Origin of the sequence: Arcicella lustrica (assembly GCF_034930985.1) — a bacterium.
Classification (GTDB): Bacteria; Bacteroidota; Bacteroidia; order Cytophagales; family Spirosomataceae; genus Arcicella; species Arcicella lustrica.
In genome coordinates, this window is record NZ_JAYGIM010000016.1 from 57,028 (window position 1) to 70,692 (window position 13,665).

Annotated in this window: 10 protein-coding genes; 7 read left to right on the forward strand and 3 right to left on the reverse strand. The window is 35.4% G+C overall.

Annotated features, from left to right (window positions below; genetic code table 11):
- Window positions 1-123 precede the first annotated feature (123 nt).
- Both VB798_RS19770 and VB798_RS19775 read right to left on the reverse strand, forming a co-directional pair.
- On the reverse strand, window positions 124-864 hold the full coding sequence (locus VB798_RS19770; protein ID WP_323688966.1) for a hypothetical protein: 741 nt from the start codon (window positions 862-864) through the stop codon (window positions 124-126).
- Window positions 865-1,211: 347 nt separating this feature from the next.
- Window positions 1,212-1,430, reverse strand: coding sequence for a hypothetical protein (locus VB798_RS19775; protein WP_323688967.1), 219 nt, complete (start codon window positions 1,428-1,430; stop codon window positions 1,212-1,214).
- A 293-nt stretch (window positions 1,431-1,723) separates the two neighbouring features.
- On the opposite strand from VB798_RS19775, the gene VB798_RS19780 reads away from it, so the two are divergent.
- The 3 genes from VB798_RS19780 (at window position 1,724) to VB798_RS19790 (ending at window position 6,949) form a co-directional block, all read left to right on the forward strand.
- The gene (locus tag VB798_RS19780) at window positions 1,724-5,218 is read left to right on the forward strand and encodes an amidohydrolase family protein (RefSeq protein WP_323688968.1); all 3,495 of its coding nucleotides are present in this window, start codon (window positions 1,724-1,726) and stop codon (window positions 5,216-5,218) included.
- Between the two features lie 81 nt (window positions 5,219-5,299).
- Window positions 5,300-5,767, forward strand: a complete 468-nt coding sequence (locus VB798_RS19785) for a DUF4265 domain-containing protein (RefSeq protein ID WP_323688969.1) — start codon at window positions 5,300-5,302, stop codon at window positions 5,765-5,767.
- Between the two features lie 93 nt (window positions 5,768-5,860).
- Window positions 5,861-6,949, forward strand: coding sequence for a ligand-binding sensor domain-containing protein (locus tag VB798_RS19790; RefSeq protein WP_323688970.1), 1,089 nt, complete (start codon window positions 5,861-5,863; stop codon window positions 6,947-6,949).
- 114 nt (window positions 6,950-7,063) lie between these two features.
- Here the strand turns inward: VB798_RS19790 and VB798_RS19795 are convergent, their stop codons facing one another.
- Window positions 7,064-7,231 (reverse strand): hypothetical protein, encoded by a 168-nt coding sequence (locus tag VB798_RS19795; RefSeq protein WP_323688971.1) that lies wholly within the window; start codon window positions 7,229-7,231, stop codon window positions 7,064-7,066.
- Window positions 7,232-7,431: 200 nt separating this feature from the next.
- On the opposite strand from VB798_RS19795, the gene VB798_RS19800 reads away from it, so the two are divergent.
- The 4 genes from VB798_RS19800 to VB798_RS19815 all read left to right on the forward strand — a co-directional run bounded on the left by VB798_RS19800 (window position 7,432) and on the right by VB798_RS19815 (window position 13,590).
- On the forward strand, window positions 7,432-9,555 hold the full coding sequence (locus VB798_RS19800) for an AAA family ATPase (RefSeq protein WP_323688972.1): 2,124 nt from the start codon (window positions 7,432-7,434) through the stop codon (window positions 9,553-9,555).
- Window positions 9,556-9,684: 129 nt separating this feature from the next.
- Window positions 9,685-10,590: an SMP-30/gluconolactonase/LRE family protein gene (locus tag VB798_RS19805; protein ID WP_323688973.1), complete on the forward strand. Its 906-nt coding sequence runs from the start codon at window positions 9,685-9,687 to the stop codon at window positions 10,588-10,590.
- A gap of 187 nt (window positions 10,591-10,777) precedes the next feature.
- Window positions 10,778-12,136: a 3-keto-disaccharide hydrolase gene (locus VB798_RS19810; protein ID WP_323688974.1), complete on the forward strand. Its 1,359-nt coding sequence runs from the start codon at window positions 10,778-10,780 to the stop codon at window positions 12,134-12,136.
- A gap of 119 nt (window positions 12,137-12,255) precedes the next feature.
- A complete protein-coding gene (locus VB798_RS19815) occupies window positions 12,256-13,590 on the forward strand; it encodes a Gfo/Idh/MocA family protein (RefSeq protein WP_323688975.1) in 1,335 nt (444 codons plus the stop codon).
- The last annotated feature ends 75 nt before the right edge of the window (window positions 13,591-13,665 follow it).

Below are 13,665 nucleotides of genomic sequence, written 5' to 3' on the forward strand. Positions count from 1 at the left end.
ATCCCAAATGCCTTTCTCTTTCTTCTAAGCAGAGTGGTTAAATTTGATTTCCTATCCCTAGGGCTGGACTTAAGTCTAGCCCTAGGGATAAAGAGGGGAGGTTTTCTTTTTTAATAAAATATTCTACTTTAAATTCTTAAAATTAAGTCCCTTCACCATCCCATACTCCATGCTACTCGTACCGAAAACCGCTTTGATATAATTTTTCACGTCCAAAGCCGTATCTACCAAGCCTGTTTCTGGTGAGTATAAGCACTTATTTCTATTCGCTCGGCTAATCGTCCAAGCCGTATTGGCGACCATCACATTGCTGTTGGCATTTTGTAAATCCGTTAAATAAGCTTGCAAAGTACTTACTTTCAGGGCATCTTCATTAGGGTTATACACTGCATGCGAGCGAATCAATTCTATCAACGTATAAAAATGTTCAACCAAATACTCATAACTCTGTTGCGAGCTAGATATGGTTTTAGGCTGTGGCGTTTCTCCTTCAACAGCAATACTTGCACTCTTCTCACTAGATGAAGCCCTTTTCCCCTGAATCTTTCGATTAATGGTTTTAACCTCTGCCACGGCACTATCTGGTACACCCGAAACAGAAAAAGCATTGAGAATTTTAGTAGCCAAAGGCTTGAGCTGTGCAAATAAATCCCGACGGGTATCAGTGGCTTGGATATACACGGTTTCGTTAGTGATACTTTGCTGTAATAAAGTGTTTGCGGTATTGAGTTGACTTTGCAGATTGGGGACTTTCAAGGCATCTTTTGTAGGGTTGTAGCCAGCACCAAAGCCAATGCAAAAATTAATCAGGTTTTTGAAATTAGCAATGTTCGTAGCATTGCCAGAATCTTGTGAGGTGTTCATAATATATATTGTTTAAGTTAAAAAATACAACCTATAGAAATTGCATTTAACCGCCCCAAGGCGAAAGCGATTAATAAGTAATTGAACGTATTGAGTGGTAGGCTAAAGCATTATACAATAGGTAGTTGTAGAATGCTTATACTTTAAAATTAATGAATTGATTTTAGAAAATGGAGAGGAGGAAGGGGAAATATTTTGTAAAAATTAAAAATAATTCGTGTCCCAATCCTGAAAGGATTAAATATGAATAACCAAAAGTAAAATGAGGAAGATATATGACCCCAAAGGGGTCGAATGGGGGGATTGTTTTATTGCTTTTCTATAAATATGTCATTCCTTCGGAATTGTTAGTTTAGTTTATTTTCCTTCAATATATTCTCAAAATCTTTATCAGTAAGTCCTTTCTCAGCAACGGTTTTGTCTAAATGTTTTTGCATCTTTCGATGATTAAAATCAACTAATAATTGTTTTAATTCATCTAAATCTTGCTCATTGTATTGTTCTTTTACTACTTGTAAAACCAATAACTGAGCTTGGGTCAAGGGAGTTTTTAAGGAATTTCTCATTGCCATATTCGTTTTTACAAATATAACGAATTTGAAATGTTTTCATATCTCTGGAATGGCTAAGCTCTCTATCCTGAAGGGATTAAACATGAATAACTAAAAGTAAAATGAGGAAGATATATGACTCCGAAGGAGTCGAACGGTGTCGTTTGGTTGCTTTTCTATAAATATGTCATTCCTTCGGAATTGTTTGTGGCTTCATTATTTACTATTCTTTAAAAACCTCCACAAAAGTAATATCCTAAATAATAATCACTATTTTAGTAATTCAATTCAACAAATTAATCAACAAAATGAAAATCACTTTTCCTCAAACTAATCCTAAAAATCTATTGATAGGCTTGTTTGTCGGCGCTTTTGCGATTGTCGGCATGGCAAATTCCTTTAATCATTTATCGCCAAGGCATCTATCTTCGGGCGATTCTCTTAAAAAAGACACAACGAAATTTGTTCGTTACAAAGATTTACCGCTTAAAGCTACTCGTAAGTTCAAACTCAATACCGACGAAGGCACTTGGCTTTCATTGGATGTGAGTCCTGATGCTAAAAACATCGTTTTTGACTTGATGGGCGATTTATACAGTATTCCCTTTACTGGCGGAAAAGCGATCAATATCACCAAAGGTTTGGCTTTTGATACGCATCCACGTTATAGCCCAGACGGAAAAAAGTTGATTTTTATTTCAGACCGTAGCGGTTCGGATAATGTTTGGATGATTGATTTCGAGAAAAAAGATACCATTCAAGTAACGAAAGACCGTGACCAAAACTATGAAGCTGCTGAATGGACTCCCGATGGTAATTACATCATTTTTGCCAAAGGTCGCATGAATGTACAAATGTGGATGGTGCATAAAGATGGAGGCGGAGGCGTTCAATTAATTGACCAACCTGCCAATTTAAAAACCATCGACCCAGCCGTAAGTCCCGATGGAAGATACATTTACTTCTCGCAACGTTCGGGAGCGTGGAATTATAATGCCATGATGCCACAGTACCAAATTGGCGTTTACGACCGTGACAATGCCAAACGCACTACTATTACTTCAAGATACGGTTCGGCATTTTCGCCTACTTTATCAGGCGACGGTAAATGGTTGGTGTATGGTTCTCGCTTTGAAGAAAAAACAGGTTTGGTATTGAGAAATCTGGAAAGTGGCGATGAAAAATGGTTGGCGTACCCAGTACAAAGAGACGAACAGGAGTCAATCGCAACGATGGGTGTGTTGCCTTCAATGTCTTTCACGCCTGATAATCAAGCTTTAATTGCTTCTTATGGCGGAAAGATTTATAAAATTGCTATCAATGGCGGAAACCCAGTTCAGATTCCATTTAGTGTTGATATGGATTTAGAAATGGGACCAAGATTAGAGTTTAAGTATCCTATTTCAGATACTACTCAAACCTTAATTTCACAAATTCGTGATGCCGTTCCTTCGCCAAATGGCAAGCAATTAGCTTTTACTTCTTTAAATCGTTTGTATGTGGCAGATTATCCAAACGGGACGCCACGCAGAATTACTAATCATGAATTTACCGAAGCAAATCCTATTTGGTCGAACGATGGAACGCAGATTGCCTTTATTACTTGGACAGCCGAGGGCGGAAATCTTTATAAAGTAAATACCAACGGAACGCCAAACATACAGAAACTAACGACTGTTCCAGCCTTATATTCACAACCAGTCTTTACGCAGAAAGACGATAAAATCGTTTTCATTCGTAGCAAAATGCGTACTTTCAAAGAATCGGTTGGGCCAGTTGCTAACAGTTCAGAAGATGAAATTTGTTGGATTGATGCCAAAGGCGGGGCAATTACTGTGATTGATAAAGCACAAGGCAGAAGTACACCTCATTTCGTGAAAAATTCTGATAGAATCTATTTAAGCGGAGGCGATGGTTCTTTGCAGTCGATTAAATGGGATGGAACAGACGAAAAAGTTCATGCTAAAATTACGGGAATCACTACTTATGGTATGAGTATCGAAGGTGAAGATTATGTGCATAATTGTATGTTGGGAGAAAAAATGGCGGAGGCAATGGAAGTAAACAGAGCTTCAAATGCTTCGCAAGTATTGATGTCGCCCGATGGAGATAAAGCTTTGGCACAAATCAACAATGATATTTATGTAATGACGATTCCTAAAACAGGGAAAACCGTTAATATTTCTGTTTCAGACCCAAGTTCAGCACAGTTCCCTGCACAAAAATTGACGGAGATAGGAGGGGAGTTTCCAGCTTGGTCGAGCGATGCCAAGAAAGTACATTGGTCATTAGGTCGCTTTCATTTTGTGTATGATTTAGACAAATCAAAAGCTTTTGAAGACAGTGTAAAAACAGCCAAAAAAGTACAAGAGAAAGCAAAGGCGGATTCTTTGAACAAAGTAAAAACCGATACTTTGAAAATTAAAGTAGATGTAAAAGCCAAAGCAGATTCGGTCACTAAAAAAGTAGCAGTTAAAAAAGCTGAAACTACTTACAAGCCAGAAGAAACCGAGATAAAACTGTACTTCACAAAAGATATTCCGACAGGAAATGTATTGTTGAAAGGCGGAAGAATCATCACGATGAATGGCAATGAAGTGATAGAAAATGGGGATGTTTTGATAGAAAACAACCGAATAAAAGCGGTAGGGAAAAGTGGAAGCCTGAAAGGCGTTGGTAATGCCAAAGTAATCGACGTAAAAGGCAAAACCATCACACCGGGCTTTGTAGATACACATTCGCACATGTGGCCACAATGGGGCATTCAGAAAAACCAAGTATGGATTTATGCCACCAATTTAGCTTATGGAGTAACGACTACCCGTGACCCACAAACAGCCACAACCGACGTACTTACTTACAGCGATATGGTGGACGCAGGTAAAATGGCTGGACCAAGAGTATATTCAACTGGACCGGGGGTTGGTTTTTGGTCATACAATATCAAAGATTCAACAGGAGCAATCAATGCCTTGAAGCAGTACAGCAAATATTATAATACCAAGTACATCAAAATGTATTTGACGGGCAATCGACAAACTCGTCAATGGATTATCAAAGCGGCAAAAGACCAAAAACTAATGCCAACCACCGAAGGCGGTTTGAACTACAAATTGAACATGACCAATATGTTGGATGGCTATCCCGGACATGAACACGCTATTCCAGTTTATCCATTGTACAACGATGTGGTGAAGTCTATCGCTTACTCTAAAATGGCAGTAACGCCTACTTTGTTGGTTGCTTATGGCGGACCTTTTGCTGAGATTTTTTACTTTGAAACAGAGAATCCCTATCACGACAAAAAGATGCAATACTTTATGCCTTATGAAGAATTAGCAGAAAAAACTCGTAGAGTAACAGGTTGGTTCTTGCCAGAAGAACACGTTTTTCAGAAACACGCCAAGTCGATGAAATCAATGGTAGAAAATGGTTCATTGGCAGGTATTGGTAGTCACGGAGAATTCCAAGGTTTGGGTTATCATTGGGAATTATGGTCGATGCAAAGCGGAGGCATGAAAAACCTTGATGCCCTAAAAGTATCAACCATTCTCGGAGCAACCGCTTTAGGTTTAGATAAAGATTTGGGAAGTATCGAAAAAGGAAAATTAGCCGATTTATTAATCATGGATAAAAACCCTTTAGAAAACATTCGCAATTCAAATACTTTGAAAATGGTCATGAAAAACGGCAGAATCTATGATGCCAATACCTTAAACGAAGTATATCCAAGCCAAAACAAACTGATTAGAAGCGAATGGGAATTTGAAAAACCTGCGGAGAATACGGGCATTAAGGAGTAATAAATTAATAATAAAGCTGTCTTTCCTTCCGTGGTCTGTGTGCCAAAGACCACGGAAGGAGAACAAATTTTTCAAAACAAGATGAAAATACCAGACGATATTTATGTTAAAATATTATTTAGTTTTTATAGTGATATCTTAGAAGAAGATACTGTGGAGACAATGTGGGCGACAATTGTTGACAAAGAAAAAGGGCTTTACAAGCTCGACAGTATTCCATACTATGCTCCGCTTGTTGCCTCAGACGATATTATTTTTGCAGAGTTTGATAAACATGAAGGAATGCTGACTTACCGTAAGACAGTTGAGTATTCAGGTAACTCAACTATTCAAATTGTTCTAATGGACAAGTCACAAGACATAAATCAAATCCGTGATATATTCAATGAACTTGGTTGTGTTTCGGAAAAAGTTAATGAAGGATATTTTACAATGGAAGTCCCCTCAACTGTTGACTATAAAAATATCAAAAAGAAATTAGATGAGTTAGAAATGCAAGAGACAATTGGTTATGCAGAGCCTTGCTTAGCTGACGGACACCAATATTGAAAATGGAAACTCTTTTGCCGTTGCCCGTGTCAACACGGGCAATTTTTCTTTTCGCATTTTTATCAAAATACTAAAACAGTAAAAAACATCATTATGACACTGAACAAAATATTACTCTTTAGCTTTTTGATGATTGTTACTGCTTGCCATGGACAAGAAAAGAATAGCTCGCTTAAAGTGCCATTTGCTTCCAAGCCAAGCCCAACAGTAATCAAAAACTTTAAATCAGTGGGATTAGCTCCTGATTTTGACACTACTCTAGTGAGCCAATACATCCGAAGTATTTTTGAGGACTCCAAAGGAAATTTATGGTTTGGCACTATTGGCGAAGGCGTAGTGAGGTACGACAAAAAAACTTTAACCTATTTTTCTAATCCTGATGGTTTTGAAAGCAAGTCTGTTTTTTCCATTAATGAAGATAAAAAGGGCAATATGTGGTTTGGCACCGACCAAGGAGTATATAAGTATGATTCCAAATTGGCAGTAGGTAAAAGGTTTAGAAATTATACTCAAAAAGATGGGCTAAATCATATCGACATCAGTCGAAAAAGTATTCTTGTTGATAAATCGGGTACGGTTTGGGTAGGTACGCATGGCGGAGTTTATCAGTATAATCCATTAGCCGATAGTTTGGGTAATCCATCTTTTTCCTTATTTACTTTGCTTCCGCCTATCAATGTTGCTGGTATTATGGAAGATAAGGATGGGAATATTTGGTTTGCTTCATCTAATAAAGGTGTGTTTCGTTACGATGGCAAAACGATTGTCAATTTCAACGAAAAAGAAGGTTTGGGCGAGAACTATGCAGGAGGCATCGCACAAGACAAATTGGGTAATATGTGGTTTACCATGAAAAATGGTATCTGTAAATTTGACGGCAAAACTTTTACCGAATACACGCCCAAAGATGGCTTAGGCGGTACTGAGTTTTGGGGGATAATTATTGAACAGTCGGGTATTATATGGATTACAGCAAGAGGTAGCACTACCAGATTTGACCCATCTATTCCATTGCCAAATCCCAAAGCATTTATGGTATTTACCCCTACCGACGGGCTAAATTGTTGTGTGCAAAGTATGTTTCAAGATAAATCAGGAAATATGTGGTGGGGTGCAGGAAGCGGACTTTTTAGATTCAACGGCACTCAGTTTTATCAAGTAAAACAGAAAGGCCCTTGGTAGGATTGATAAAATGGGAGATAAAACAGTAATAAAGTAAAAATCAATGAGCATCTTGTTAAATAGAATGGTTATCTAGTAAAAAGTAATCGGCATCTTGTTAAATAGAATGTTCATCTAGTAAAAAGTAATTGGCATCTTGTTAGATGGAATGGTCATAAAGTAAAAAGTAGTTGGCATCTTGTTAGATGGAATGGTCATAAAGTAAAAAGTAATTGGCATCTTGTTAGATGGAATGGTCATAAAGTAAAAAGTAATTGGCATCTTGTTAAATGGAATGGTCATAAAGTAAACAGTATTGAGAATATGACAAAATCATTTGCTTTGTTTGAAATCTATAAAATTTAAAATAAGTGTAGAGCTTGGGGAGAGAAAATAAATAGTTATACTATACAGTAGGAGAGTACATACACTAATGATATAATGAGTACTACCTGACTTTTCAGGTTAGAGAGTTGAGTGAAATTCCCAAAAACTACAAACAAATGTATATATCAAAATTTTCAGCCTTCAATTTTAGAAGTTTAAAACAAGTTTTTGTCAGACTCGAAAATGGGAAGAATGTAATTGTTGGAAAAAACAATTCAGGCAAATCAAACATAATTAAAGGAATTGAGGTTCTGATAGGCGAAAAATTTCCAACCTATGTCAACTTTACTGACAATGATTATTATACTTATGAACATATTGACCCCGAAACGGGCGAAATAAAAGAAATTATTTCAGATAATCTTTATTTAGATGTTGAATTAGAAGGTAGAGATTTTAATGAAGAAATTATAAGAACTATAAAAAAACAAACAGCTTTTTCAAAAATCAAAAGTTCTTCTGAATTATTTCATAGAGCTGAAACAGGAGAAATAACTGTAAATTTTGATTTTTTTCAAAGCCTTGATGAAATTGAAAACAGACCTGAAACAGTTGTATTAGATACATTTAATAACGGTAAATCGAAAAAAACAGAATGGAAAAAGCCAGATGAACTCATTTTATTTCTAAAATCACTTGAAAAAATAAAAATTTTCTTTTGCAAATCAAGAATTGATGATGAAAAAGCTGGATTTGGACTAATTTGTGTTGATTCCGCAAAATCAATTTGGGTTTCGCATTTTCTTTCAAAAAAACTACGTGATTCTTTAATTACAACAATTGTAATAAGTGCTTTGCGTAGTCAAAAAGAAGATTTGAGAATTATACATTACACTTGGTTTGGAAAACTAATAATGGGTTTATGGGAAAAAAATAAAAAAAATATAAACCAAGATGAAGAAAAAACATACGAAGAGCTTATAAAAGAAAAATCAGTTGATATCAAAGGTTTAGTTGATACAGTATTTCACGATGATACAGCTCAGATAAGAAAACTATTAGAAGGGGCAATTGCTCATAAAACAATATCATTCAGATTTATGAATGATATGAACAATGAATTATACAAAAATATTCAATTATTTGTAAATGATGGCATTGATAGACCTCTTCATGAGAAAGGTACTGGAATTCAAAGTGCAATCATAATCTCACTTTTTTCATTGTATTGTAATAATTTTCACAACAATAGTTCATTATTGATTGCAGAAGAACCTGAATTATTTTTACATCCACAAGCGAGAAGACTTATTTCAGCTGAACTTGATAAATTTCTAAAAAGTAACGATAAGCAACCAAGACAGCTAATAATTAGTACACATTCAATTGAATATTTGAAAAATGTAGAACCATATAATGTAGTTAGAGTTTATAAAGACATCGACAAGAATTGCTCAGTCGTCAAACAGCTTGACTCAGAAATATCAAAAGAAATTACTATTGAGTTAAAACGTTTTCTTTGGTCAAACAATACAGAATTATTTTTCGCAGACAAAGTTATATTAGTCGAAGGTGGTGAGGTTTATTTAATTCCATCAATCGTTGATAAATTGAAAAATTCTAAACAATTACTTGATTATGAAAATATTACAGTTTCAAGGGTAAATGGAAAAGGAAGTTTTCTGATTTATATTAAAATGCTTCAATGCTTTGATATTCCATTTCTACTTTTGGGAGATTTGGACTGTTTCAAAGATGAAGTTCCAAAATTAGTAAAGTACTTAAATATATTGGACATAAAGGATAATACTGATATAATCAGAAAAGCATTGTCAGATTTACCAGTAAATTATGAAGCTATTAGTGAAAGAGTTAAAAATGTAGATAAAAATTATGATACTCAAAAATTACAAAATCTGTTTGAACAATTAGCCAATAAACAAATTGATGCTGACAATGAAGACCTACAAACCATTGTAGAATACATGAAGTCAAGATATACAAAAGGTAACAAAGAATTGGCTATTGTTAATGCAATTGGACAAGAACTTTATGATAATACACATTTAAAATTAAGAGAAAAAAACATATTTATTTGGTCAAAAGGAGACCTTGAAACCTATTACACTGACAAGACGAAACGTCTTTTTGGAAATAAGAGTAAAGATATTAAGGCTCTTGAATTATCATATTTCTTACAAATTGAAACAGAACAAATCGAGGATTTATTCTTGTATATGGAAGAGATAGCTTTGCTGGTAGAGAAAATCTTGATAAAAAATAATCCTTTGCCATTATAATCCTTATAACTCGAAACACTCAATAAAATACAAACTCAATCCAAAATCATTCCAAACCCCACAAATCTTTCCAGAAAGCAAGGTACAAAGCTGTAACTTGCTTTTTTAGTTTAAACAATCCTAATAAATATGATAAAGTTTAGCCGTGTGCTTGCCGTACTCTTGTTGTCGAATCAATTATTGTTGGCACAGTCGAATGATGATATTGCTGCCTTGAATCTTGTTCAAAAAGGGGCTTCCTTGGTGCAAGTATCTAAGCAATTTACTTTTACCGAAGGCCCTGCGGTGGATAAAAAAGGAAATATTTTCTTTACCGACCAGCCTAATGATAAAATCTGGAAATACAGTGCGGATGGAAAACTAAGCCTTTTTATGGATAAAACAGGTCGTTCAAACGGATTATATTTTGATAAAAAAGGAAGACTAATTGCTTGTGCCGACGAAAAAAATGAGCTTTGGGCAATTGACAAAGGGAAAGTTTCGGTTTTGTTAGATAACATCAAAGGACTAAAAGCCAATGGTCCCAATGATTTATGGATTGACCCTAAAGGTGGCATTTACTTCACCGACCCATATTATCAGCGTGATTATTGGACAAGAAAAAAGCCCGAAATCGACAAACAAAATGTGTATTATTTAGCCAAAGGTTCAAAAGAAGTAATGCTCGTTGATGGTGACCTCAAACAGCCTAACGGTATTGTGGGTACGTCGGATGGAAAGTATTTATTTGTAGCCGATATTCGTGATAGCAAAACGTACAGATACGAAATTCAAGCAGATGGAACTTTGGCAAATCGTCAGCTTTTTGCTCCGATGGGTTCAGATGGAATGACGTTGGATAATCAAGGAAATTTATATTTGACGGGTAGAGGCGTGACGATTTATAATAAAGAAGGCGTAAAATTGGGCAATATTCCTGTGCCATCTAATTGGGTAGGCAATATTTGTTTTGGAGGGAAAGACCGCAAAACCTTATTCATTACCGCTTCCGAATCCATTTATACTTTGCAGATGCAAGTAAAAGGAGTGGAGTGATTAATAGTATTCTTAAATTTGAAAGGCGTATTGGATGTTAAAATTCATTACGCTTTTTATTTTTATTGTGATACAACATCTGCAAAAAGGTTCAACCCCTATAGACCCCCCAAGATTCTTTTATAAAATCCAGTATAAAAATTATCTTAGATTCTTTTGTCAATAAATCTAATTTTATAATAAAACGATGAAACAAAAGTTTTTAAGTATTTTCTTTATTATCAGTATTTTATCTTTTTCAACTTTCGCTCAGAAAGAAAAATGGACAAATTTATTTGATGGAAAAACCCTAAAAGGATTCAAACAATTAGGCGGAAAAGCTAAGTATAGCGTAAGAAATGGTGAAATTGTAGGAACTACTGTAAAGGATACTCCTAATTCATTTTTAGCTACTGAAAAAGATTACGGTGATTTTATCTTGGAACTTGAGCTAAATGTAGCTGATGGCATGAACTCAGGTATTCAATTCAGAAGTCTTTCAAGTCCTGATTACCAAAATGGTAGAGTACATGGTTATCAAGCAGAAGTAGATCCTTCAGAACGTGCTTGGTCTGGTGGTATTTATGACGAAGCTCGTCGTGATTGGTTGTATATTCCAAACATTAATCCAGAAGCAAAAAAGGCTTTCAAATTACACGGACAATGGAATAAGTATCGTATCGAAGCGATTGGAAATGTAATTCGTACTTGGGTAAACGATGTGCCTGTTTCAAATTTAGTAGATGATGTTACTGCCAAAGGATTTATTGCTTTGCAAGTACATTCTATTTATGCTAATATGACAGAAGGCATGGAAATTCGTTGGAGAAATATCAAAATCCAAACAGAAAATCTAACTCCTCGTCCGACAGACAATACGCCAGTAATCAATTTAACCTTGAATACTTTATCAGCACAAGAAAAAGCACAAGGCGTAAAATTGTTATTTAACGGTAACGATTTTACAGGTTGGAGAGGCGTTCACCAAGATGCAATGCCAACAATTCACTGGAAAGTAGTGGATGGAACAATTAATGTAAGTCCATCTGATGGTTCTGAAACAGGTAATGATATTGTAAGTACCGAACAGTACGGGGCATTTGAATTAACTTTTGAGTTTAAATTGACGGAAGGTGCAAACTCTGGTGTTAAATACTTTGTGAATGAGGCCTTTGATTCGAATGGAAAATCTGGGATTGGTTTAGAGTATCAAGTGTTAGATGATGAACGTCATCCAGATGCAAAAATGGGTTCTATCGGTAACCGAACCATGAGCAGTTTATATGATTTAATTCCTTCATATAAATTAGACAAACGTTTCCAACGCAAAATTGGCGAATGGAATCAAGCAAGAGTAATTGTGTATCCAAACAACATCGTTCAACATTGGTTGAATGGCTTTAAAGTAGTAGAATATGAACGTAACAGTAATATTTTCAAAGCTTTAGTGGCAAGAAGTAAATATGAAAAATACAATGGTTTCGGTGCAGGAGAAAAAGGAAATATCTTAATCCAAGACCACGGTAATAATGTTTCATTTAAAAATATCAAGATTAAAACGTTGTGATTTTTTGTGATTAGTGATTGGTAATTAGATTTTTAATTCTTGTAAAACATTAAACTAATCACCAATCACTATTTACTAATCACCCATCACTTAAAATTAAATTCATTTACAAATAAACTATGGAAAGAAGAGAATTTATCCAAAAAACAACCTTTGCTTCGTTAGGAGCATTGACATTTAGTGCTAAATCTTACGCTAAAATTATCGGTGCAAACGACCGTGTAAGAGTAGGTTGCGTAGGTTTTTCTGACCGTCACAGAGCATCTCATGTGGGTCCTTTCAAAGCTTTACAAAAAGAAATGAACTTTGAAATGACAGCTCTTTCGGATTTATGGAATCGTCGTAGAGAAGAAGGAAAAGCATTTTTAGATAAGCAATTGGGAAGTGATGTAAAAGTTTTTAGAAATAACGAAGAACTTTACGATTCTAAAATGGTAGATGCTGTGTTTATTTCAACAGCAGATTTTCAACACGCTTTGCATACTGTTGAGGCAGTAAAAGCTGGTTGCGATACTTATACAGAAAAACCATTGGCAGAAACAATGGAAGATGCTCGTGCAGTATTGAAAGCCGTTAAAAATTCAAAGCAAATCGTTCAAATTGGTTCGCAACGTAGAAGTGGTGAAAACTATTTTGCGGCAGAAGATTTTATCAAATCAGGTAAATTTGGTCCTATCGTAATGGTAGAATTGATGTGGAACGTAAACCAACCAGAACGTTGGAGAAGACCTGAATTGGTGAAAAACTTAAAAGAAACCGATGTAGATTGGAAGCGTTATTTGATGAATCGTCCTTACGAAGCATTCGATCCACGTAAATACTTAGAATATCGTTTATTCTGGCCATATTCTTCAGGAATTCCGGGACAATGGATGTCTCACCAAATTGATACAGTTCACTGGTTTACTGGTTTGCCACACCCAAGAAGCGTAGTAGCTAACGGTGGAATTTATCAATGGAAAGATGGTCGTTCAAATGCAGATACTTTAACAGTTGTATTTGATTACGGTCCATTAGATGATCCTAAATCTGGTTTCCAAGTACAATTTACTTCTCGTTTCTCTAACTCAGCGGGTGAAACAAAAGAATTGTATTACTCAAATGGTGGTATGATTAACTTAGATACTAACGAAATTTCTTCAACAGGAGGTTTAACAGAAGGTCATGCCAAAACAATGGGCTTGAAAGCAAACCTATTAGCACCAATGAAGCTAGAAGGTCAAAAAGTTGCTTCAGATGCAAACACTGGTGGAGATCCATTGACGTTCAGTCACATTAAAAATTGGATGGAATGTGTACGTTCACGTAAGCAAAGTCATGCACCAATTGAAGCTGGTTACTCGCATTCAATTGCAACAATCATGTCGAATGCTGCTTACAGAACAGGCTTGAAAGTTACTTTCGATGAGAAAACACAAGAAGTATTAGCAGGAGGAAAAGTATTCAAATACTAGTATTGATATTATTGTTGGATATAAAAGCCTACCAGAGCATTGTTTCTGGTAGGCTTTTTAGTTTTTACTTCTTGA

Excerpts from the sequence above, each read along its gene's own strand:
- VB798_RS19815 (WP_323688975.1), top strand. The coding sequence starts at position 12,256 with ATGGAAAGAAGAGAATTTATCCAAAAAACAACCTTTGCTTCGTTAGGA.
- VB798_RS19810 (WP_323688974.1), top strand. The coding sequence starts at position 10,778 with ATGAAACAAAAGTTTTTAAGTATTTTCTTTATTATCAGTATTTTATCT.
- VB798_RS19780 (WP_323688968.1), top strand. The coding sequence starts at position 1,724 with ATGAAAATCACTTTTCCTCAAACTAATCCTAAAAATCTATTGATAGGC.
- VB798_RS19770 (WP_323688966.1), bottom strand. The coding sequence starts at position 864 with ATGAACACCTCACAAGATTCTGGCAATGCTACGAACATTGCTAATTTC.
- VB798_RS19785 (WP_323688969.1), top strand. The coding sequence starts at position 5,300 with ATGAAAATACCAGACGATATTTATGTTAAAATATTATTTAGTTTTTAT.
- VB798_RS19795 (WP_323688971.1), bottom strand. The coding sequence starts at position 7,231 with ATGACCATTCCATTTAACAAGATGCCAATTACTTTTTACTTTATGACC.
- VB798_RS19805 (WP_323688973.1), top strand. The coding sequence starts at position 9,685 with ATGATAAAGTTTAGCCGTGTGCTTGCCGTACTCTTGTTGTCGAATCAA.
- VB798_RS19775 (WP_323688967.1), bottom strand. The coding sequence starts at position 1,430 with ATGAGAAATTCCTTAAAAACTCCCTTGACCCAAGCTCAGTTATTGGTT.
- VB798_RS19800 (WP_323688972.1), top strand. The coding sequence starts at position 7,432 with ATGTATATATCAAAATTTTCAGCCTTCAATTTTAGAAGTTTAAAACAA.
- VB798_RS19790 (WP_323688970.1), top strand. The coding sequence starts at position 5,861 with ATGACACTGAACAAAATATTACTCTTTAGCTTTTTGATGATTGTTACT.